Annotated in this window: 21 protein-coding genes; 9 read left to right on the forward strand and 12 right to left on the reverse strand. The window is 60.4% G+C overall.

Annotated features, from left to right (window positions below; genetic code table 11):
- Positions 1-68: 68 nt before the first annotated feature.
- On the reverse strand, positions 69-1,244 hold the full coding sequence (locus AC2TAD_RS15270; RefSeq protein WP_480868680.1) for an acetyl-CoA C-acyltransferase family protein: 1,176 nt from the start codon (positions 1,242-1,244) through the stop codon (positions 69-71).
- Between the two features lie 119 nt (positions 1,245-1,363).
- Between AC2TAD_RS15270 and AC2TAD_RS15275 the strand changes: the two genes are divergently transcribed.
- From AC2TAD_RS15275 to AC2TAD_RS15300, 6 genes are all read left to right on the forward strand, one after another.
- The gene (locus AC2TAD_RS15275) at positions 1,364-1,927 is read left to right on the forward strand and encodes a helix-turn-helix domain-containing protein (RefSeq protein ID WP_480868681.1); all 564 of its coding nucleotides are present in this window, start codon (positions 1,364-1,366) and stop codon (positions 1,925-1,927) included.
- 108 nt (positions 1,928-2,035) lie between these two features.
- Positions 2,036-3,223, forward strand: a complete 1,188-nt coding sequence (locus AC2TAD_RS15280) for a glycine C-acetyltransferase (RefSeq protein WP_480868683.1) — start codon at positions 2,036-2,038, stop codon at positions 3,221-3,223.
- Positions 3,220-4,170 (forward strand): PLP-dependent cysteine synthase family protein, encoded by a 951-nt coding sequence (locus tag AC2TAD_RS15285; protein ID WP_480868685.1) that lies wholly within the window; start codon positions 3,220-3,222, stop codon positions 4,168-4,170. Before AC2TAD_RS15280 ends, AC2TAD_RS15285 begins: the two co-directional genes overlap by 4 nt.
- 19 nt (positions 4,171-4,189) lie before the next feature.
- Complete coding sequence (gene tdh, locus AC2TAD_RS15290; RefSeq protein WP_480868775.1) at positions 4,190-5,218, forward strand: L-threonine 3-dehydrogenase; 1,029 nt, start codon at positions 4,190-4,192, stop codon at positions 5,216-5,218.
- Between the two features lie 63 nt (positions 5,219-5,281).
- A complete protein-coding gene (locus AC2TAD_RS15295; protein WP_170353754.1) occupies positions 5,282-6,163 on the forward strand; it encodes a tryptophan 2,3-dioxygenase in 882 nt (293 codons plus the stop codon).
- A gap of 3 nt (positions 6,164-6,166) precedes the next feature.
- On the forward strand, positions 6,167-6,994 hold the full coding sequence (locus AC2TAD_RS15300; RefSeq protein WP_480868687.1) for an alpha/beta hydrolase: 828 nt from the start codon (positions 6,167-6,169) through the stop codon (positions 6,992-6,994).
- A gap of 74 nt (positions 6,995-7,068) precedes the next feature.
- On the opposite strand, the gene AC2TAD_RS15305 is transcribed toward AC2TAD_RS15300, so the two are convergent.
- From AC2TAD_RS15305 to pip, 7 genes are all read right to left on the reverse strand, one after another.
- Complete coding sequence (locus AC2TAD_RS15305) at positions 7,069-7,833, reverse strand: caspase family protein (protein ID WP_480868689.1); 765 nt, start codon at positions 7,831-7,833, stop codon at positions 7,069-7,071.
- Positions 7,834-8,139: 306 nt separating this feature from the next.
- On the reverse strand, positions 8,140-10,614 hold the full coding sequence (infB, locus tag AC2TAD_RS15310; RefSeq protein WP_170353757.1) for a translation initiation factor IF-2: 2,475 nt from the start codon (positions 10,612-10,614) through the stop codon (positions 8,140-8,142).
- A gap of 8 nt (positions 10,615-10,622) precedes the next feature.
- Positions 10,623-11,246, reverse strand: a complete 624-nt coding sequence (locus AC2TAD_RS15315; RefSeq protein WP_480868691.1) for an RNA-binding protein — start codon at positions 11,244-11,246, stop codon at positions 10,623-10,625.
- A 24-nt stretch (positions 11,247-11,270) separates the two neighbouring features.
- Positions 11,271-12,881 carry a transcription termination factor NusA gene (gene nusA, locus AC2TAD_RS15320; RefSeq protein ID WP_170755387.1) on the reverse strand — a complete coding sequence of 537 codons (1,611 nt, stop codon included), beginning with the start codon at positions 12,879-12,881 and terminating at the stop codon, positions 11,271-11,273.
- Entirely contained in the window at positions 12,881-13,471 is a 591-nt protein-coding gene (gene rimP / locus AC2TAD_RS15325) for a ribosome maturation factor RimP (protein ID WP_170353760.1), read from the reverse strand. Before rimP ends, nusA begins: the two co-directional genes overlap by 1 nt.
- Before the next feature lie 158 nt (positions 13,472-13,629).
- Complete coding sequence (locus tag AC2TAD_RS15330) at positions 13,630-14,448, reverse strand: ABC transporter substrate-binding protein (protein ID WP_480868693.1); 819 nt, start codon at positions 14,446-14,448, stop codon at positions 13,630-13,632.
- Positions 14,445-15,422 (reverse strand): prolyl aminopeptidase, encoded by a 978-nt coding sequence (gene pip, locus AC2TAD_RS15335; RefSeq protein ID WP_170755384.1) that lies wholly within the window; start codon positions 15,420-15,422, stop codon positions 14,445-14,447. The genes AC2TAD_RS15330 and pip overlap by 4 nt, the downstream gene beginning before the upstream one ends.
- 48 nt (positions 15,423-15,470) lie before the next feature.
- On the opposite strand from pip, the gene ubiG reads away from it, so the two are divergent.
- The gene (gene ubiG, locus AC2TAD_RS15340) at positions 15,471-16,217 is read left to right on the forward strand and encodes a bifunctional 2-polyprenyl-6-hydroxyphenol methylase/3-demethylubiquinol 3-O-methyltransferase UbiG (RefSeq protein ID WP_480868694.1); all 747 of its coding nucleotides are present in this window, start codon (positions 15,471-15,473) and stop codon (positions 16,215-16,217) included.
- A 2-nt stretch (positions 16,218-16,219) separates the two neighbouring features.
- Here ubiG and AC2TAD_RS15345 read toward each other — a convergent pair whose 3' ends face one another.
- The 4 genes from AC2TAD_RS15345 to AC2TAD_RS15360 are packed head-to-tail and all read right to left on the reverse strand — an operon-like array spanning position 16,220 to position 18,497.
- Positions 16,220-16,660 (reverse strand): MarR family winged helix-turn-helix transcriptional regulator, encoded by a 441-nt coding sequence (locus tag AC2TAD_RS15345; RefSeq protein WP_170353764.1) that lies wholly within the window; start codon positions 16,658-16,660, stop codon positions 16,220-16,222.
- Between the two features lie 16 nt (positions 16,661-16,676).
- A complete protein-coding gene (locus AC2TAD_RS15350) occupies positions 16,677-17,507 on the reverse strand; it encodes a carbon-nitrogen hydrolase family protein (RefSeq protein WP_480868695.1) in 831 nt (276 codons plus the stop codon).
- A complete protein-coding gene (gene grxC, locus AC2TAD_RS15355) occupies positions 17,504-17,761 on the reverse strand; it encodes a glutaredoxin 3 (RefSeq protein ID WP_170353766.1) in 258 nt (85 codons plus the stop codon). Before grxC ends, AC2TAD_RS15350 begins: the two co-directional genes overlap by 4 nt.
- A gap of 37 nt (positions 17,762-17,798) precedes the next feature.
- Positions 17,799-18,497 carry a ComF family protein gene (locus tag AC2TAD_RS15360; protein WP_480868697.1) on the reverse strand — a complete coding sequence of 233 codons (699 nt, stop codon included), beginning with the start codon at positions 18,495-18,497 and terminating at the stop codon, positions 17,799-17,801.
- 46 nt (positions 18,498-18,543) lie between these two features.
- On the opposite strand from AC2TAD_RS15360, the gene AC2TAD_RS15365 reads away from it, so the two are divergent.
- Both AC2TAD_RS15365 and hemH read left to right on the forward strand, forming a co-directional pair.
- Entirely contained in the window at positions 18,544-19,374 is an 831-nt protein-coding gene (locus tag AC2TAD_RS15365) for a methyltransferase domain-containing protein (RefSeq protein ID WP_480868699.1), read from the forward strand.
- Between the two features lie 56 nt (positions 19,375-19,430).
- Positions 19,431-20,480, forward strand: coding sequence for a ferrochelatase (hemH, locus tag AC2TAD_RS15370; RefSeq protein ID WP_170755379.1), 1,050 nt, complete (start codon positions 19,431-19,433; stop codon positions 20,478-20,480).
- The last annotated feature ends 1 nt before the right edge of the window (position 20,481 follow it).

Here is a 20,481-nt window from a genome sequence, read left to right on the forward strand (position 1 = left end):
AATATCTTCGGGGGGAATCGTGCCAAAGGCGCGATGGGGGGCAGACAGCCCCCCACCAACATCTCAACTCAGAGACGCTCAAAGGCAATGGCGATACCCTGACCACCGCCGATGCACATGGTGACCAAACCTTTGGATCCACCAATCCGCTCCAGCTCGTACAGAGCTTTCAGCGTGATGATCGCCCCGGTTGCGCCAACAGGGTGACCCAACGCAATCGCGCCACCATTCGGATTCACCTTGGCAGCGTCCAGACCCAGCTCTTTGTTCACGGCCAGCGCCTGCGAGGCAAAGGCTTCGTTGCTTTCGATCACATCGAAATCTTCGACCGACAGACCAGTGCGGGCCAACAGGTTTTGCACCGCTGGCACCGGACCAATGCCCATCACCTCGGGGCGCACTCCGGCGTGGCCGTACCCCAGAATACGCGCCCTGGGCTTCAAACCCGCCTTTTCAGCCGCGTCAGCCGTGGCCAGAACCATCGCCGCCGCACCATCATTGATGCCCGACGCATTGCCTGCTGTCACCCGACCATCCTTCTTGAACGCGGGGCGCAGACCGGCCAGTGCTTCGATCGAGGTCGCCTTGGGATGCTCGTCGACCATGAAATCGACCATGTCGCGCTTGACCTTGACCTGAACCGGCGTGATCTGGCTTTGGAAATATCCGGCCTCAATCGCAGCAGCGGCGCGGGTCTGGCTGGTCAGGGCGAACTCATCCATTTGCTCGCGCGTGACTTGGTGCTCATCCGCGACGTTCTCAGCCGTGACACCCATATGACCGGTGCCAAAGGGGCAGTTCAGCGCGCCCAGCATCATGTCCAGCGATTTGATATCGCCCATCTTTGCACCCCAGCGCGCCTGCTGCAGGATGTAGGGGCTGCGCGACATGCTCTCAGCACCACCGGCCACGGCAAATTCGGCATCGCCCAGCAACAGCGACTGCACCGCCGATACAATCGCCTGCGCTCCCGAACCACACAGACGGTTCACGTTCATCGCGGGGGTTTCAACTGGGATACCCGCCTGTTTCGCCGCCGCACGCGACAGGTACATGTCGCGCGGCTCGGTGTTGATCACATGGCCGAACACGACGTTGCCGATCTGAGCCCCCTCAACACCCGACTTCTCCATCGCGGCTTCGGTCACAACGGTCGCCAGGTCAATCGGCGCGGTCGAGGCCAGCGCCCCGCCAAATGTCCCAACAGCCGTGCGGGCCCCATCCAGAATGACGATATCTTTCATGTCTCTTCTCCCAATTGGATTTGGCGGCACTATGCATCTGTGCCGTCAGGCTGTCCCATGGGACGTCCCGTCACAAGCAGAATTGACAACCCATCGCGAAAAGCGCATCAGATTCCGCCATGACGGAAAACACAGACGATATCCTGACACGCCTGCCCGCCCGCCTGAAAGAGGCCCGCCGCGCCAAGGGCCTGTCTCTGGAAGCCGTGGCCAATCTGAGCGGCGTGTCCCGATCCATGGTCAGCCAGATCGAACGCGGCGAAAGCAGCCCCACCATCTCGACGCTGTGGAACCTGACCCGCGCGCTGCAGGTGGATTTCGCGGGGTTGCTGGATGCCGGGCAAACCTCGGACCATATCGAAGTTCTGCGCAAGGCCGAGGTGCCCAGCATCGACAATATGGGCCAAAACTGCCGTATCCGTATTCTATCTCCGCCCGAAGAGGCTGGCGGGCATGAGGTTTATGACATCGCTTTTGACGCTGACGGCGCTTTGAACAGCCAACCTCATGCAAGGGGCGCGCAGGAACAGCTGACCGTTCTGAATGGCGCAGTGCGCATAACCTCGGGCACCGCTACCCGTGACCTGCAGCAAGGAGATACCGCCCGCTACGCGGCGGATGTCACGCATTCGATTGCTGCCGACGGTCCCGCCCGCGTCTTTTTGATTGTCAAAAACGCCTGATCTCAGAAAATCCGACTTCACGGATTTTTTTCCCAAATATTGCAATTCCCCCATTTGGGAATCTTTTCCGTTATGTTAGACGTGCGACTCACAGTAACGGAGACCGCCATGGCAGATGCATTCCTGTCCCACATCACGGACACACTTGCGCAGATCGAATCCGAGGGTCTGTATAAACGCGAACGCATGATCACCTCGCCTCAGGGCGGTGAGATTACGGTGGGCGAGCGGCAGGTTATCAACCTGTGCGCCAACAACTATCTGGGTCTGGCCGATCACCCGGCCCTGATTGACGCGGCCAAAGGCGCGATGGAGCCCAAGGGATTCGGCATGGCCTCGGTCCGGTTTATCTGCGGCACGCAGGATATTCATCGCGAGTTGGAGCAGAAGCTGGCGCAATTCCTCAACAAGGATGACGCGATCCTGTTTGCCGCCTGTTTTGACGCCAATGGCGGGCTGTTCGAGCCGCTGCTGGGCCCCGAGGACGCGATTGTCTCGGACAGTTTGAACCATGCCTCGATCATCGACGGGGTGCGGCTGTGCAAGGCGAAACGCTATCGTTACGCCAACAATGACATGAAAGAGCTGGAAGAGACGCTGAAACACGCCCGCAATGAAGGCGCGCGCCATGTCATGATTGCCACCGACGGCGTGTTCTCCATGGACGGCTATCTGGCGAACCTGCCCGAAATCACCCGGCTGGCCAAGGAATACGACGCCATTGTCATGGTAGATGACTGCCACTCGACCGGCTTCATGGGGCCAAACGGGGCGGGTACGCCGGATCATTTCGGTGTCGAGGTGGATATTCTGACGGGAACCTTGGGCAAAGCACTTGGGGGGGCAATCGGCGGTTATATCGCCGGGCCGCAGCCAGTGATCGACCTGCTGCGGCAGCGGGCGCGGCCCTATCTGTTCTCAAACTCGCTGCCGCCGTCGATCGTCGCTGCCGGGATTGAGGCCATTCGCCTTATCGAAGAAGGTGCGGACCTGCGTACCCGGCTGTTTGAAAACGCAAATTACTGGCGGGAAGGTCTGAAAAAACTGGGCTTTGACCTGCTGCCCGGCGAACACCCGATCATCCCGGTGATGCTGGGCGAGGCGACCCTGGCGCAGGACATGGCCAACAGGCTGTTTGACGAGGGCGTCTATGTCTCGGGCTTTTTCTTCCCGGTTGTCCCTCGCGGGCAGGCGCGGATCAGAACCCAGATGAATGCAGCGTTGACCCGTGACGAGTTGGACCGCGCCTTGGCCGCGTTTGGCAAGGTCGGCAAGGAATTGGGAGTGATTTCGTGATCCTGCCCTCAGTAATCGACGCGATTGGGAATACCCCGCTTGTAGACCTGTCGCGGGTTTGTCAGCACCTAGGTCTAGATGGCCGCATTCTGGCCAAGCTGGATTACCTGTTGCCGGGGTTCTCGAAAAAGGACCGCGCCGCAAGGTCAATCATCGAACTGGCCCGCGCAGATGGCACCCTGTCAACGGGGCAGACGGTCGTTGAGCTGACCTCGGGCAACATGGGCACCGGGTTGGCGATTGTCTGCGGTATTCTGGGGCATCCTTTTGTTGCGGTGATGAGCGCGGGAAACTCGGTCGAGCGGGCGCGGATGATGCGCGCCCTTGGGGCAGAAGTTGTGATCGTGCCGCAAGCCGAGGGCAGCAAACCCGGCGAGGTTTCGGGCGCGGATTTGGCGCTGGTGGACGAGGCCGCGCAACGCATCACGGCCGAGCGTAACGCCTTCCGGGCCGATCAATTCGGCCATTCCGGCAATCCCAAATCCCACGCAACCGGCACTGGACCCGAAATCTGGGAGCAATCCGGCGGCACCGTCACGGCCTTTTGCGATTTTGCGGGCTCTGGCGGTACTCTGGCCGGGGCCGCGGCTTTTCTCGCACCGCATGGCGTGCGCTGCTACACCGTGGAACCCGAAGGCGCGCGGGCCATCGCTGGCGAAGCCATCACCAACCCCGATCACCCAATCCAAGGCGGCGGATACGCAATGGATGATCTGGTTCACCTGAACGGCATCTCATTGGCCGGGCATCTTTCCGTGTCTGGCGATGCGGCACGGGATGGGGCGCGGCTACTGGCCCGGACCGAAGGCATTTTCGCCGGCTTCTCGGCAGGTGCGAACCTCGCCGGCGCGATCCAGCTGCTGCGCGGCCCGGAAAAGGGCGGCTGCGTTGCGATTGTGATGTGTGACAGCGGGTTGAAATACCTGTCGACCGATTTGTGGGAGTAATCCGATGCGACCCAACACCATGAAAGTGCTTGAGAAATCCAAACCTGAAGAGGGCCTGTGGATGGTGCAGGCCCCGGTGCCCGAGATCGGCCCGGATGAAGTTCTGATCCGCATCAACAAGACTGGCATCTGCGGCACCGACATTCATATCTGGAACTGGGATGAATGGGCCTCGGCCACGGTGCCAGTTCCGATGATCACTGGCCATGAATTCGCCGGTGAGATCGTGGAATTGGGGCGCAACGTGACCGGTCTGGCAGTCGGTCAAAGATGCTCGGGCGAGGGGCATCTGATCACCAACGACAGTCGCCAAAGCCGCGCGGGCAAGTTCCATCTGGACCCCGGCACGCGCGGAATTGGCGTGAACGAACAGGGTGCCTTTGCCCAATACCTGAAACTGCCCGCCTTTAACGTGGTGCCGCTGCCCGATGATATCCCGGATGAGATCGGGGCTATCCTCGATCCGTTGGGCAATGCCGTTCACACCGCGCTCAGCTTTGATTTGCTGGGCGAGGATGTTCTGATCACCGGCGCTGGCCCCATCGGCATAATGGCGGCAGCCGTGGCCCGCCATGCCGGTGCGCGCCATGTGGTGATCACCGATATCAATCCCGACCGCCTGAAACTGGCCGAACATGTGGTGCCAACCGTGCGCAGCGTCGATGTCTCGAAGGAAGACCTGCAAGATGTCATCGCGGATCTTGGTATGACGCAGGGGTTCGATGTGGGCCTGGAAATGTCCGGTTCGCAAGCCGCGCTGGACCAGATGGTCGAGGCACTGGTGATGGGCGGCAAGATCGCTCTGCTGGGGATTCCGCCCGGCAAATCCCCTGTGGACTGGTCGCGCATCGTGTTCAAAGCGATCACCATCAAGGGCGTCTATGGCCGTGAGATGTTCGAGACCTGGTACAAGATGATCGCCATGCTGCAGAACGGTCTGGATGTCAGCCGGGTGATTACGCACCAAATGAAAGTCGACGACTTTGCCGACGGCTTCGCCGCGATGAAATCCGGCCAATCGGGCAAGGTGGTGCTAGACTGGACCTGACGCGCTGGATAGTTGCAAAATGACGCCTTAGACAGGTGCGAAATACCGCATCAAGGGGGCGTCATGAGCGACAAGACTGACAGATATCTGGAACGTGGGATCGAAGCATCCCTTGTGACCGATTTCACCCAGACGCACCGCAAGAGCTATGGTGACTTCCTTCAGCTCAAGACGCTGTTGAACCTGCAGAAAACCTTTCAAGACCCGGCCCAACCCGATGAGATGCTTTTCATCATCATCCATCAGGTCAGCGAGTTGTGGCTGAAGCTGATGCACCACCAACTGGTCGAGGTGCGCCACTTTCTGCAACAGGACGACTTCGGCCCGGCAATGAAAAACCTTGACCGGGTGAAGGCAATCCAGCGGCAGTTGATCGCCGCGTGGGAAACCTTGCTGACCATGACCCCGGCCGATTACATGACCTTCCGGCAGGCCCTTGGCAGCTCATCGGGGTTCCAAAGCTATGGCTACCGCCAGATCGAGTTCATTCTGGGCAACAAGGACGCCGCGACCCTGAAAGTGCACGCACATGACCCCGAAGTGATGCAGATGCTGACCGCCGCGCTGACCAAACCTTCGCTCTATGACGAAGTGCTGCAGATGATGGCGCGGCAGGGATTTGATGTTCCCGATGACCTGCTGAACCGCGACTATGCGCAGCCCTATTCAGGTGATCCGCGTGTTGTGAAACTGTGGGTGCAAGTGTTCCGCAACACGGACAAGCACTGGGATCTGTATGCGCTGGCCGAAAAACTGATGGATGTGGAATCGCTGTTCCAACGCTGGCGCTTCGACCATGTCACCGCGGTCGAGCGTGTAATTGGAAACCAACCCGGCACTGGCGGGTCCAGCGGCGTGTCCTTCCTGCGCAAAGCCTTGGATTTGCGGTTCTTTCATGATCTCTACGATGTGCGCACCGAATTGATGTATGCGGATCAGGAGTAGCCCATGCTGTACCGAGGTTTCACCCAAGCCGAGTTGGATCAGGAATACTCTCCCCGGTCGATGATCGGCGGCGACTTGACACCCTATCTGAACAGTTACGCCGCGCTCAGTGCGCAGTACCGGGCGCAGATGGATGTGATCGGCAACGTTTCATACGGGGACAGTACCGCACAGGTTCTGGATTTCTTCCCCGCGAAAGGCGCAGGTGCGCCACTGCATGTGTTCATCCACGGAGGATATTGGCAAGCCCTAAGTCAGCGCGAATCGGCAATGATGGCCCCTGCGTTGGTTGAAGCCGAGTACTCCTTTGCGACTCTCAATTACACACTGGCCCCAGATGCGCGGATCGGTGACATGATCGACGAGTGCCGAAACGCCCTGCTTTGGTTAGCCGCCAACGCGCCTGACTTGGGGTTTGATCCGTCACGAGTCACCCTGTCCGGCCACAGTGCAGGGGCGCAACTGGCGAGTATGGTCATGGCGACCTCAGCCGATGCGCTGGCCCTCGCGGGGCTGCGGGTGCGCGACGTGATCCTGATCAGCGGCGTCTATGATCTGGAACCGATCAGTCTAACGCCTGTGAACGAACCCTTACAACTGACACCAGTTGAGGTGCACGACCTGTCGCCCATCCGACACCTCCCGGCCCCAGGCCCCCGCTATCGCGTGACCGTGGGTGAGCGCGACACACCCGAATTCATCCGTCAAAGCCGAGACTATGCCGAGTTGCTTCGAAAGGCCGGGCATTCGGTCAGTTTCGATCTGCAAAATGGGGTGCAGCATTTTGACATCATCATGCATCCGGCAACGTTCTTGGCAGCACCGCGTTAGGGATACGGTCGGGGTTTGGGATAAATTCGGTAACTATCTGCCTAGCCCTGACGTGCTGATCACGGCTGTTTTCCCTATTGCGACGCTGTTGGGTCTTTCATACCGATCGTTATATTCAACGACGACCGTGCCCAAGGGGTCTGGATGCCATCCGTTTCACTTATCACATCCGTGCGCACCTCTTCGAACATCTGTTCCAAAGGCCGGCCCGAGGTTCTGATGGCACGCGCAATCGCGGCGGTGTAAGGGCTGTTTGTTCCGGTCCCGTCCAAGGCAACTTCGCCGGGCCCTGTCGCATACGCGATCAGATTGTTGGTGCGCGCAGTCATACGTGCAAGCCCGTCACCCACATCCAGATTCACGTCCGCTTGGCCACCAAATGGATTGTCGCGACAGGCATCCAAAATCATAACGCTAACCGCCTGTGGTGTATGAATGCGGTCCAGAACCCATTCTGCCGGAACAGCTTGGCCTGCAATGTCGGCCTCGGACTGAATGTTTACATCAAGGGGAAGAAGGTAGTTGAAACCATCACTGCGTACGCCGTGCCCCGCGAAGTAGAATACAGCCAGCGCCTCGGAACCCGCCGCACGTACCTTGCTGGCAAAAGTATCAACTTCACCCGTCATCTCATCAAGGCTCACATCCGTCAGCGTCGTGACCTCAAATCCTGCGCGCCGTAACTCATCGCTCATCAGGCGCGCATCGTTCACAGGATTATCAAGTGCCGGGACACTTGTGTAACCGGCATTGCCGATCACCAAAGCAAACCGTTCGTGCGCAGCAGACGGCCCAACGGACAGCGCGATGAAGAAGAGGAATACCGCAAGAAAACGCATCAATTGAATCTCCGAGTTATATTAAACCAAAGACGTCAACCGATCTCTTCCCGGCCGATAGCAGTTGCACGTTCTCGGTCTTTACGCGTAACAAATCAGACCCAGGCATCCAGTGTCTATATGTTTAGGACAACTACGCCTCGCCCTGTCGAATTCAGGTGAGTGTTGATTGGAACAAGAGCAAGGATGCTTTGCTTGAGTGCATTAAATGTACCCAGAAAGCCCCGAATTTCTTCGCTGCAACCCCCAAAAGAAAAACAGCGGTCCCAAAGGACCGCTGTTTTCTGATTTCTTTACCGTAGCGGATCAATCCAGCGTCCGCGTGACCTCTTCGCGCTCGAAGATTTCGATCACGTCGCCCGCGCGGATATCGTCGTAGTTTTCGAACGCCATACCGCATTCCTGACCCGACTGAACCTCGGCCACTTCGTCTTTGAAGCGCTTGAGCGTCTTCAGTGTGCCTTCGTGGATCACCACGTTGTCGCGCAGCAGGCGGACGCCCGCGGAACGACGGGCCACACCCTCGGTGACCAGACAGCCAGCAACCTTGCCGACGCCGGTGACCTTGAAGACTTCGCGGATCTCGGCGTAACCGATGAACTTTTCGCGGATCTCGGCGCTCAGCAGCCCCGAGGCTGCCGCTTTCACGTCATCCACGAGGTCATAGATCACCGAGTAATAGCGGATTTCCACACCCTTCTGGTTCGCAGTGTTCCGCGCCGAGGCGTTCGCACGGACGTTGAAGCCGAGGATAGGTGCACCGGATGCTTCGGCAAGGCCGACATCAGTCTCGGTAATCGCACCAACGCCCGAATGCAGCACGCGCACGCGCACCTCATCGTTGCCGATTTTCTCCATCGCCTGAACGATGGCCTCAGCCGAGCCCTGAACGTCTGCTTTCATCAGAATTGGCAGTTCGTTGACGTTCTCGTCTTCCTTGGCCTTCTGCATCAGCTGTTCAAGGGTCGTTGCGGCGCCAGCGGCAGCACGTTTGTCCTTGGCGGCCTGTTCGCGGTATTCGGCGATCTCACGGGCCTGTGCTTCGGTCTCGGTCACGTTCAAAACGTCGCCCGCTTCGGGTGTGCCGTTCAGACCCAGCACCTCGACCGGAACCGAGGGGCCAGCTTCCTTCACGCGGTCGCCCTTGTCGTTGATCAGCGCACGGACCTTACCGTATTGCTCACCCACAACGAAGATATCGCCCTGACGCAGCGTGCCGGTCTGAACCAGAACGGTGGCGACGGGGCCACGGCCCACATCCAGCTGCGCCTCGATCACGGCACCTTGGGCGGCGCGGTCGGGGTTGGCTTTCAGTTCCAGAATCTCGGATTGCAGCGCGATGGCCTCCAGCAGCTCATCCAGACCCTGACCGGTGATAGCAGAGACTTCAACGTCCTGAACCTCACCGGACATTTTCTCGACGATCACTTCATGCTGCAGCAGATCGGTACGCACCTTGTCCGGATTCGCATCTGGCTTGTCGACCTTGTTGATCGCCACGATCATCGGCACGCCGGCCGCTTTGGCGTGGTTGATCGCCTCGATCGTCTGGGGCATCACGGCGTCATCCGCCGCAACCACCAGAACCACGATATCCGTGACCTGAGCACCGCGCGAGCGCATCGACGTAAACGCCGCGTGGCCCGGAGTGTCCAGGAAGGTCAGCGTGGTGCCGCCTTCGGTTTTCACCTGATAGGCGCCGATATGCTGGGTGATGCCCCCGGCCTCACCGGCAACAACGCGCGCGTCGCGGATTGCGTCCAACAGCGAGGTCTTACCGTGGTCAACGTGACCCATGATGGTGATGACCGGCGGACGCGGCTGCAGATCGTCTTCGCTGTCTTCGACCTCTTTGATGACGTCTTCCACGTCTGAGTCCGAAACACGTGTGACCTTGTGGCCAAATTCTTCGATGATCAGTTCCGCAGTGTCAGCGTCGATGGTCTGGTTCTGCGTGACCATCATGCCCATCTGCATCAGCGATTTGACAACGTCAGCCACACGCTCGGCCATACGGTTGGCCAGTTCCGAGACCATGATCGCCTCGGGCAACTGAACGTCGCGGATCACCTTTTCACGTTCAACCGAACCACCCATGGCTTTCTGACGCGCGCGCTCTTGCTTGCGCTTCATCGCAGCCATCGAGCGTTGGCGGTTGCCCTCGCCACCAGTGGCCTGACCCAGCGTCAGCTTGCCCGAACGGCGGTTGTCGTCGCGGCCTTTGCCACGACCACGCTGATCACGCTCGCGGTCCTGCTTGCGCGGAGCAGCCGCAGGCGCAGGCTTGCTGGCCGGGCTGCGGGCCGCTTTAGGCTCTTCCGGGGCCGGGGCGGCAGCCGCGCGTTTGGCAGCTTCTTCTGCCTCTTTGCGCTTGCGCTCTTCCTCTTCGGCCTTGGCGCGGGCTTTCTCTTCGGCCTCGCGCTGTTCGCGTTCCTTGGCTTCCTGCTCGGCACGGCGACGGGCGCGTTCTTCTTCACGCGCTCTTTCAGCAGCCTCGCGGGCGGCGGCCTCTTCGGCCTCGCGCGCCTTGGCGGCCTGCAGCGCCTTCATCCGGCGTGCCATTTCGGCGTCGGAGATCCCGGCAGGACGGCGCGACGGATCGCCCGAGGGCGTTGCTCCGCCACCCGGCTTTCCGGCACCCGGCTTGGGGACCACCACGCGTTTGCGTTTGGTTTCCACCACGACATTCTTGGTGCGTCCGTGGCTGAAACTCTGTTTCACATTTCCGGGGCGTGCCCCGCCACGAAGACCCAATGTCTTTTTGCCGTCACTATCGCTCATAAAGCTTCTTACCCTTCCGTGCGGCCCTTGCCGCCGTCATCCGTTTCGCGCAAGCCACGCAGGCGCTGCGCTTCCTCTACAACACGTTTGGCGAGTCCGCCAGAGGCCAGCGCCGCATGAATCACGGTTTGGCGCCCAAATGCCGCCCCCAACTCGTCCGCTGTCAGCCATCCGATGTATTTTCCGAAGTGCGGCGTGCTGAGTTTCGACTTGCCGCGCCCCGATCCATCGCTGGCCTGAATCAGTACCTGAGCCTCTTCCCGGTCCAGCCACGTCTTGACCTTTTCATACCCAGCGACCGCGTCACCGGACTTGCGCGCCAGGCTAATCAACTCGATCACCCGCCGCGCGACTTGCTTTTCAACCTCATCCGCCAGGTCCGTTTGCGCAGTCGCCTGCGTCTTGAACCCGCGCGAGAACAGCTTTTTGCCAACGGCCTCGTCCAGCGCGGCGCGATCCGCCGCCACATAGACCCCGCGCCCCGGCAATTTCGCCGCAACATCGGGAAAGACCTGACCGTCCGGACCCATTACAAAGCGGATCAGCCCATATTTGGGCTGAACCTCGCCCGTGGCGATGCACTTGCGTTCGGGTCCGTCCGACCGATCCTTATGGACGCCACCGCGACCCATGTCAGCAACCCCGAGGCCCTGAGATCAGGCCTCGGCCTCCTCTTCGACTTCGGCTTCTTCGTCCGCCTGCTCCAGCTCGGCCGGATCAACCCAGCCCAGCATGATGCGTGCCGTCATGACCAAATCCTGTGCCTCTTCCAGCGTCACGCCGAAAGGCTCAAGTACACCATCATCCTTGATGCGCTCGCCGTCGACTGTGGTCCAGCCACCGGCCAGTTCCCAGTCGGCGCAGGTGGCGAAGTCTTCCAGCGTCTTCACGTCATCCTTGGCCAGCGCCTCTACCATCTGGGGTGTGAGGCCTTCGAATTCAATAAGGCTGTCCTCAGCGCCAAGCGCGCGGGCGGCATCCAGGGCCGCCTTGGCCTGTGCTTCCAGGAATTCACGCGCGCGGGTCTGCAATTCCTGCGCGGTGCCTTCATCGACGCCGTCGATCACCAGCAGCTCGTCGATCTCGACATAGGCGACCTCTTCAAGGTTCGTAAAGCCTTCGGAAACCAGCAATTGCGCGAAGAATTCATCCAGATCCAGCGTCTCCATGAACAGCTGGGTGCGGGCTTCGAATTCCTTCTGGCGACGTGCCGATTCCTCGGCCTCGGTCATGATGTCGATGTCCAGATTGGTCAGCTGGCTGGCCAGACGCACGTTCTGTCCGCGGCGGCCGATTGCCAGCGAGAGCTGCTCCTCAGGCACCACAACTTCGATTTTACCGGCTTCTTCGTCCAGAACCACCTTAGAAACTTCGGCAGGCTGAAGCGCGTTCACAAGGAAGGTCGGCTGATCTTCGTTCCACGGGATGATGTCGATCTTTTCACCCTGCAGCTCGTTCACAACGGCCTGCACGCGGCTGCCGCGCATACCAACGCAGGCACCGACGGGATCAATCGAACCGTCGTACGAGATCACAGCGATCTTGGCGCGCGAACCGGGGTCGCGGGCCACGGCCTTAACCTCGATGATGCCGTCATAAATTTCCGGCACTTCCATCTTGAACAGCTCGGCCATGAATTCCGGCGCAGTGCGCGACAGGAAGATCTGGTGGCCACGAACCTCGCGGCGAACCTCTTTGATGTAGGCGCGCACGCGGTCGTTGGGGCGATAGCTTTCGCGGCCGATCTTGTCATTGCGGCGCAGAACAGCCTCGGCACCGCCTAGATCGACGATGACATTGCCAAATTCTTCGCGCTTGACCGCACCGTTGATGATGGTGCCTGCGCGATCCTTGAACTCTTCGTACTGGCGATCACGTTCCGCTTCGCGGACCTTCTGCAGAATCACCTGTTTGGCGGATTGCGCCGCGATACGGCCCATTTCAACCGGGGGAACTTCTTCGACGAAGACGTCACCAACCTCGGGGTTTTCCATGTACTGCTTGGCTTGTTCGACGGTGAACTCGGCCTGATAGTTTTCCAGCTCTTCATCCTCAACCACGGTGCGGACGCGGGTAAAGGTCGCCTTGCCGGTCTTGCGGTCGATGGACACGCGGATGTCCATCTCGGCGCCGTAGCGGCTCTTGGCGGCACGGGCGAGCGATTCTTCCATCGCTTCGACAACCAGACCGGGGTCGATCATCTTTTCGCGGGCCACGGCCTCGGCGGTCTGCAGCAGCTCCAGCTGGTTGGCTGAGGTGATTGCCATCAGTTCGTCTCCTCTTCGGACCCTTCGGTCTCAATCTCGTCGAAAGCGTTTTCGTTCAGGGCACCGGCGTCTTTGCGCTGGCGCAGCATTTCCTTGATCAGGTCATCGGTCAAAACCAGCTTGGCGTCGCTCAACCAGTCGAATTGCAGACCGATTGTGATCGTCTCAGACCCTTCGGGGATGTTGATCAGAACCTCATCCCCTTCGATCCCGGCCAATTCGCCCTTAAAGCGGCGACGGCCGTCGATCAGCTCGGCGGTTTCGATCTTGGCCTCATAGCCTTCGAACATCTCAAAATCCTTGAGACGGGTCAGAGGCCGGTCGATACCGGGGCTCGACACCTCAAGCGTATAGGCGTCCAGAATCGGGTCCTCGACATCCAGCGAAGCGCTGACGGCGTTGGAAATCTCGGCGCAGTCATCCACTTCGATGCCGCCATCGGGCTTATCGGCCATGATCTGCAGCGTGGTGGTCTTGCCGCTCATCAGGCGGATACGGACAAGCTCATACCCCAGATCCTCGATCACGGGGGTGATGATCTCGGCCAGTCGCCGGTCGATGGCTGCTTTGGCTATCAGGTCGTTTGTCATTCAGGTCTCTACCCTTCAATCGGGCACAAAAAAACGGGCGCGCGGCCCGTCGTATTTTCCGGTGGAGCCTTGGACCAGAAGTCCAACGCGCCGCTGTTGCAACTGCATATACGCAGGAGTTGCCGAGTCTGCAACCCCCGGCGTGAAACGTGATCAGGTCAGGCCAGCCACCACCGTTCTGCAATGCGCCCATCGTCCAGCGCACGCCCCCCGATCTGGCGCGGCATTCCCACCTGTCCGGCCACGGCCAGCGCCATGTCGTCCTGACTGGGGTGGTACCGCAGGCCGCGCTGATCCTTCAGGCCATCGCTGTCGGGCAGCGCCGCCACGTCCACATAACCGTCACGCAACGCCTCGGCCCGAACTTTGGCGTCAGGGATCACAATAACCTCAAGCGCATCGGCCCAACCGGCCTGTCCGTCCTTGTAGTGATCCGACACCCGGCGGCCAAGAAAATGCCGATCATCCTCGGCCCGTTCCACCCGGTAGCATCCGGTGCCATTGGCGGTGTGCAAGGGCGTCACGCCCTGGCCATCGCGCGTGATGACGAACCGCGTATCGGCCAACAGGAAAGGCAAGCCGGGATTGGCCTCGGCCAGCTCCAGCCGCACCGATTCCGGCGTCAGAGCTTCAGCCCGTCCGACCTGTTGCAGCACCGACACCACATCCGCCACATTCAGCGCCGCACCGTCATGAAATGCCACATCATCGCGCAGGTCAAAGCTCCAGACCCGCGCATCCGCATCCGTGTGCCACCCGGTCGCCAATTCACCCCGCAGGGTGCCATCGGGCGCGATCTCGGTCAGGGTATCAAAGACAGCCCCGCGCGCCACCTGTTCCAGACTGTCATCGCGCGGTACGGCAAGTCGCAGCGTTCCGCCCTTTTTGGGCGTATCCGCCAGCGAGGCCCCCGTGGCCGCCAGCAATGCCGCCGCAGCACCCGAGGCGAATAAAGCACGACGGTCCATCCGGGTCATGCGATCCCCTCCGCCACACGGTCCATGATCCGCACCAGCTCGGCGCTGATGCCGGGCTCGGACAGGGCATGACCTGCCTGACGCACCATCTTCAGCTCGGCATTTGGCCAACGCTCGGCCAAAGACCACGCGGCCTGCGGCGGGCAGATCATGTCATAGCGCCCCTGCACAATATGGCCGGGGATATGGGCGATCCGGTCCATCTGATCCAGAATCTGCCCATCTTTCTCAAGGAAAGCCCCATGGGTGAAATAGTGATTCTCAAGCCGCGCAAAGGCGCGCGCGTATTCTCCGGGGCTTTCGCCGGTGGACCCGTGCGAATGAATCGACGCCAGCGCATTTTCCCACGCCGACCATGCCCGCGCATACAGGATTTCCGTCGCACGATCGCCCGAGAACAGGCGTTTGTGATAGGCACCTATGGTGTCCGACAGCTCATCCTCGGTCAGCAGAGCGGTGAATTTCGCCCATTGCTCGGGCCAGAACTTGCCCGCGCCGCCGCCATAGAACCAATCCAGCTCGGCCTGCGTCGCCAGAAACACACCGCGCAGCACCAGCCGGTTCACCCGGTCCGGATGCGCCTGCGCATAGACCAACGCCAGCGTCGCGCCCCAGCTGCCGCCAAACACCGTCCAGTCGTCGATATCCAGCAACGTCCGCAGACGCTCGATGTCATCCACCAGATCCCACGTCGTGTTGTCCACCACCGAGGCATGCGGCCGCGACCGCCCGCACCCGCGCTGATCAAACAGAATCACCCGAAACACACGCGGATCGAAATAGCGCCGCATCGCCGGGCTACACCCGCCACCGGGGCCGCCATGCAGGATCACAACTGGCAGCCCTTCGGGATTGCCGCATTGCTCCATATAAATACGGTGCCCGTCGCCCACATCGACCATCCGCTGATCGAACGGGTCGATCGGCGGGTACAGATATTGAACTGCGCGCTTTTGGTCCGGGTACTTATCCATTAGGGCCCTATATAGTCTTTAAACGTAAAAGAGCACACGGAGACAGGAATGCAAGCGCATCCGAACACGGTGGACCCGTCCGAGATCGCAAAATTCGAGGCGATGGCCGCAGAATGGTGGGACCCCCATGGGAAATTCAAACCCTTGCACATGCTCAATCCGTGCCGTCTGGACTATATCACACAGCAGATTGCCGGTGAATTTGACCGTGACATGACGGCTGCGAAACCTTTCGAGGGCCTGCGCCTGCTGGATATCGGCTGCGGCGGCGGGCTGTTGAGCGAACCGATGGCGCGTCTGGGCGCGACGGTCGTGGGCGCAGACGCCGCCGAGCGCAATCTACCCGTCGCCCGCATTCATGCCGAGCAGTCGGGGCTTGAGATCGATTATCGCCACACCACCGCCGAGGACATGGCCGCCGCGGGCGAGCAATTCGACGTGGTGCTGAATATGGAGGTGGTCGAACACGTGGCCGACCCTCTGGGTTATCTCACCGCAACACAACAGTTGCTGATACCCGGCGGGTTGCAGGTATGTTCGACCATAAACCGCAACCCAAAATCCTATGCGATGGCCATCTTCGGGGCCGAAGTCGTCATGCGCTGGCTGCCGCGCGGCACGCATGAGTGGAACAAGTTCATCACCCCCGATGAGCTGTTCGACCTGCTGCGCCAAGCCGGGCTGGAGCCAGTGGACCGCAAGGGGTTCGTCTTCAACCCGATCCTGTGGAGCTGGTCGATCTCGGACCGCGATCTAAGCGTGAATTATGTGACGGCGAGTGTGAAGCCAGGGTGAGGCTACTCCCCCTCCAACTGCAACCTCAAATCCCGCAGCACGGGCAACGTGCTGCGCACCCGCTCCAACCCTAACTCTCCGACCACGCGGTTGATCAGCGGCGCAATCGAGGAAATCGCCTGATCGCGGGCGCGGCGACCGGCTGGGCTGATGGCGACCATCTTGCGGCGGGCGTCGTCCCAGTCGGGACGGATGTGGATGTATCCGGCCCATTCCAGCTTGGCCAAAGTGTTGGTCATCGCCCCACGCGTCACGTGGAAGGTGCTGGCCAGTTGCGCCGGGGTGCGTTCATCGCCGACAAACACCAGATGGTTCAGCACCGAGAAATGCGAGATTTCCATGCCCTTGGGCAGCACCCGGCTTAGTCGGTTGCGCAATAGCTGGTCGGCGGTCAGGATCTCGCTGAACAGCGTGACCGCAAGGGCATTGGTGTCGTCCGTCATTGGGTCCGGCTCTGGATCAGGGGCCGTCAAAAGCCCGCAGGTGCGTCAATGAGGGCACGCGGCGGCGCGCCTCTGTCACAGAACTATCATCCAAATCGAAAATGTGAATGCCCGGATCGGTGCCTGCGTCGATGACGACCTCTCCCCATGGGGCCACAACCATGCTGTGACCGTGGGTGTGGCGGGTCTTGCCACGGGTTTTCGGATGCGCGCCGGTTTGCGCCGGGGCCAGTACCCAGGCTCCGTTTTCAATCGCCCGTGCGCGCAGAAGCGATTCCCAGTGCGCCTTGCCGGTGACCGGCGAAAATGCCGCCGGAACGGTCAGAATCCGCGCCCCGCCCTGCGCCAAGGCGGCAAACAGATGCGGAAAGCGTATGTCGTAGCAGATGGCCATGCCGACCTTGCCGAAATCAGTGTCAGCAATCACCGCCCGGTCGCCGGGTCGGTAGTTTTTCGATTCGCGGAAGGTCTCGGAGTCTGAGACCTGCACGTCGAACATATGGATCTTGTCATAGCGCGCCACGATCTGCCCCTGCGGGTCGATCATGTAGGAACGGTTGGCAAAGCGCCCATCGGCGTCATGCGTCTTGATCCCAAGCGAGCCGATCAGCAGCCAAACACCCAGCGCGGCGGCCTGATCGCGCAGGCCCGCCAGCGTCTGGTCGTCTTCCTCGTGCTGCAGAACCTCGCGCTGGCGCGTGGTGGAATTAGACACACAATTCGTCACCTCGGGCGTCAGAATGAACTGCGCGCCCTGCCCGGCAGCCTCGGCCATCAGGGCGCGCACCATGTTCAGATTATAAGACGGATCATCCGACGAGGTGATCTGCAGCAGCGCAGTCTTCATGCCGCCAGCAGACGGTCCAGCTTGCCCTGACGGTCCAGCTCGTACAGGTCATCGCAGCCACCCACGTGCTGGGTGCCTATGAAGATTTGCGGCACGGTGCGTTTGCCGCCCGCACGTTTGATCATCTCGGGCTTGCGCTTGGGGTGCATCAGAACGTCGACCTCTTTGAACTCGACGCCTTTCTGTTTCAGCAGGCGTTTGGCGGCGTGACAGAAGCCGCACAGAGGCGATGTGTAAATCTCAACCGGTTTCATAAGTCGTCCCTTCGGGTTTCGCGTAATCCTGCGCGAATTAGGTATCCTTGGCAACGCGCGCTAGGGTCAACACGAAAATATGATTTGCGCCCGACGCAAGACAGACTCGCGCACAAGCCGCCAGCGTCGCGCCCGAGGTCATCACGTCATCCATCAACAGCACATCCCGCCCGTGCATCCGGTTTAAGCGTTTGGGATGCGGCGCAATAGCGTTTTCCAGCGTCTCGGCCCGCTGCGCGGCGGTTTTTCCATCCAGAACCGGGGTTTTGATGCATCGGATCAGCAGGTCAGGGCAGACCTCAAGCCCCGTGTGCCACCCCAGATGCTGCGCCAGCAGGGCCGACTGGTTATAGCGCCGTTTCAACAATCGGGACCAATGCAGAGGTACCGGGGCCAGCAACATATCGTCGCGGAACAAATCTCGACCCGCCTGCGCCATCCACCGCGCCGCCGGACGTGCCAAGTCCGGCCTGTCGCCATGTTTCAACGCAAGGATCAGCCCCCGTGCCTTACCATCATACAACAGCGCCGAGTGTCCGTCCTGCCATGGTCGGGGCGTTTTCATACAGTCGTCGCATTCAATACGGTGGCCATCTGCCTCACCAGGCAGGGGCATTCCGCAGCTTTCGCAGACCACCCCTCCGATAAAGGGCGTGTCGCGCCAACAGGGGCCGCAGAGGCCGAAATCGGACTCGGTCAGCTCTCCACACCCTATGCAGCGGGGTGGATAGATCATCTGAAGGGCGGTTTGAATCCGCGGCCAGATGCGATACTTGCGCCCTATGAAACTGCCTGCTTCCAACGCACCCTTTCTGTTCGACCGCAAGGCCCTGACCCTGCATCGCGCCCGCGCGCGGGACGAGGCGCTGTTCTTGCACCGCGCCGCCGTGGACGAGGTTCAGGATCGACTCAGCATGGTTAACAAAACCTTTACGGCTCCGGCTGTGGTGACGCCCTTCGCCCATGTCTGGCGAGATGTGATGCCAAAAGCGCAGATCGTGGCGGATGATGAGGTGCTGAACCTGACCCCTGGCGCGCATGATCTGGTGATCCACGCGTTGGCGCTGCACTGGGCCAACGACCCTGTCGGCCAACTCATTCAATGCCACCGGGCCCTGCAGCCTGACGGGCTGTTGCTGGTGGTCTGTCTGGGCGGAGAAACCCTGCACGAACTTCGCGCAGCATTGGGTCAGGCCGAGATCGAAATCTCTGGCGGACTCAGCCCACGCATCGCACCGATGGGCGAACTGCGTGATCTGGGCGGCTTGCTGCAACGGGCCGGGCTGGCCTTGCCGGTGGCAGATACGGCGCGACTGACGGCGGAATACCGCGACCTGCGGCACCTAATGCAGGACTTGCGCGCCATGGGTGAAACCAACAGCCTAACCGATCGCATCAAACGCCCCACTCGGCGGCAGATCTTTGACCGCGCCCAGCAGATATACGCCGATCACTTTGCAACGCCCGAAGGGCGGCTGAACACCACCTATGAACTGATCTGCCTGACCGGCTGGTCCCCTGATGACAGTCAGCAAAAGCCCCTGCGCCCTGGATCGGCCCAAACCCGCCTTGCTGAAGCGCTGGGCACAAAAGAGGGCAAACTGACCGATTGACGACTGGACAAATCCGTTTATCTCAGCCCGGTACAAAGAAATTCAGGAAGCCCCTCATGTTTGACGCCACTCGCCCCGCCCATGCCCCTGCCGACCACCCGAAGGTGAAAATGGGCCGCGTCGGCATTCTGCTGGCCAATCTGGGCACGCCGGACGACTATACCTATTGGCCCATGCGCCGTTACCTGAACGAGTTCTTGTCGGATCAGCGCGTCATCGACTATCCGAAATGGAAATGGCAGCCGATCCTGCAGGGGATCATTCTGACCAAACGGCCCTTCAGCTCGGGCGAGGCGTACAAGTCGATCTGGAACCACGACAAGGGCGAAAGCCCGCTGATGACGATCACAAAGGACCAAACCGCCAAGATGCGCGATGCGATGCAGGCGCGCTATGGCGATCAGGTGATGGTCGATTTCTGTATGCGCTACGGCAACCCCTCAACCAAATCCAAAGTGCGCGAGATGGTGGCCGCGGGTTGTGATCGCATCCTGTTCTTCCCGCTCTACCCGCAATATGCAGGCGCAACGACGGCTACTGCCAATGACCAGTTCTTCCGCGCCCTGATGGAGGAGGCTTGGCAACCCTCCAGCCGCACGGTTCCGGCTTATTTCGACGAACCTGCCTATATCGACGCTTTGGCCGGGTCGGTGGAACAGGCCTACGCCGCGATGGAGACCAAGCCCGACATTCTGGTCTGCTCCTATCACGGAATGCCGGACCGCTATCTGCAGCAGGGCGATCCCTATCACTGCCAATGTGCAAAAACCTCTCGCCTTCTGAAAGAACGGCTGGGTTGGGCGGATGATCAGCTTGTCTCAACCTTCCAGTCGCGATTCGGCCCCGAGGAATGGCTGAAGCCTTACACGGTCGATCACGTGGCAGAACTGGCGCGTCAGGGGAAAAAGAATATCGCGGTGATCGCGCCTGCGTTTTCGGCCGATTGCATCGAGACGCTGGAAGAAATCAACGAAGAGATCAAGGAAAGCTTTGAAGAGGCCGGCGGCGAGAGCTTTACCTATATTCCCTGCCTCAACGACGACGATTCGCACATTGCTGCTTTGGGCAAAGTAATCGAGGACAATTTGAAAGGCTGGCTGGACTGAC

This window comes from Ruegeria sp. HKCCD7628 (assembly GCF_057221005.1).

What these genes read in the sequence shown, in the direction of transcription:
- AC2TAD_RS15270 (WP_480868680.1), bottom strand. Translation starts at nt 1,244, where the DNA reads ATGAAAGATATCGTCATTCTGGATGGGGCCCGCACGGCTGTTGGGACA.
- AC2TAD_RS15275 (WP_480868681.1), top strand. Translation starts at nt 1,364, where the DNA reads ATGACGGAAAACACAGACGATATCCTGACACGCCTGCCCGCCCGCCTG.
- AC2TAD_RS15280 (WP_480868683.1), top strand. Translation starts at nt 2,036, where the DNA reads ATGGCAGATGCATTCCTGTCCCACATCACGGACACACTTGCGCAGATC.
- tdh (WP_480868775.1), top strand. Translation starts at nt 4,190, where the DNA reads ATGAAAGTGCTTGAGAAATCCAAACCTGAAGAGGGCCTGTGGATGGTG.
- AC2TAD_RS15295 (WP_170353754.1), top strand. Translation starts at nt 5,282, where the DNA reads ATGAGCGACAAGACTGACAGATATCTGGAACGTGGGATCGAAGCATCC.
- AC2TAD_RS15300 (WP_480868687.1), top strand. Translation starts at nt 6,167, where the DNA reads ATGCTGTACCGAGGTTTCACCCAAGCCGAGTTGGATCAGGAATACTCT.
- AC2TAD_RS15305 (WP_480868689.1), bottom strand. Translation starts at nt 7,833, where the DNA reads ATGCGTTTTCTTGCGGTATTCCTCTTCTTCATCGCGCTGTCCGTTGGG.
- infB (WP_170353757.1), bottom strand. Translation starts at nt 10,614, where the DNA reads ATGAGCGATAGTGACGGCAAAAAGACATTGGGTCTTCGTGGCGGGGCA.
- AC2TAD_RS15315 (WP_480868691.1), bottom strand. Translation starts at nt 11,246, where the DNA reads ATGGGTCGCGGTGGCGTCCATAAGGATCGGTCGGACGGACCCGAACGC.
- nusA (WP_170755387.1), bottom strand. Translation starts at nt 12,881, where the DNA reads ATGGCAATCACCTCAGCCAACCAGCTGGAGCTGCTGCAGACCGCCGAG.
- rimP (WP_170353760.1), bottom strand. Translation starts at nt 13,471, where the DNA reads ATGACAAACGACCTGATAGCCAAAGCAGCCATCGACCGGCGACTGGCC.
- AC2TAD_RS15330 (WP_480868693.1), bottom strand. Translation starts at nt 14,448, where the DNA reads ATGACCCGGATGGACCGTCGTGCTTTATTCGCCTCGGGTGCTGCGGCG.
- pip (WP_170755384.1), bottom strand. Translation starts at nt 15,422, where the DNA reads ATGGATAAGTACCCGGACCAAAAGCGCGCAGTTCAATATCTGTACCCG.
- ubiG (WP_480868694.1), top strand. Translation starts at nt 15,471, where the DNA reads ATGCAAGCGCATCCGAACACGGTGGACCCGTCCGAGATCGCAAAATTC.
- AC2TAD_RS15345 (WP_170353764.1), bottom strand. Translation starts at nt 16,660, where the DNA reads ATGACGGACGACACCAATGCCCTTGCGGTCACGCTGTTCAGCGAGATC.
- AC2TAD_RS15350 (WP_480868695.1), bottom strand. Translation starts at nt 17,507, where the DNA reads ATGAAGACTGCGCTGCTGCAGATCACCTCGTCGGATGATCCGTCTTAT.
- grxC (WP_170353766.1), bottom strand. Translation starts at nt 17,761, where the DNA reads ATGAAACCGGTTGAGATTTACACATCGCCTCTGTGCGGCTTCTGTCAC.
- AC2TAD_RS15360 (WP_480868697.1), bottom strand. Translation starts at nt 18,497, where the DNA reads ATGATCTATCCACCCCGCTGCATAGGGTGTGGAGAGCTGACCGAGTCC.
- AC2TAD_RS15365 (WP_480868699.1), top strand. Translation starts at nt 18,544, where the DNA reads ATGAAACTGCCTGCTTCCAACGCACCCTTTCTGTTCGACCGCAAGGCC.
- hemH (WP_170755379.1), top strand. Translation starts at nt 19,431, where the DNA reads ATGTTTGACGCCACTCGCCCCGCCCATGCCCCTGCCGACCACCCGAAG.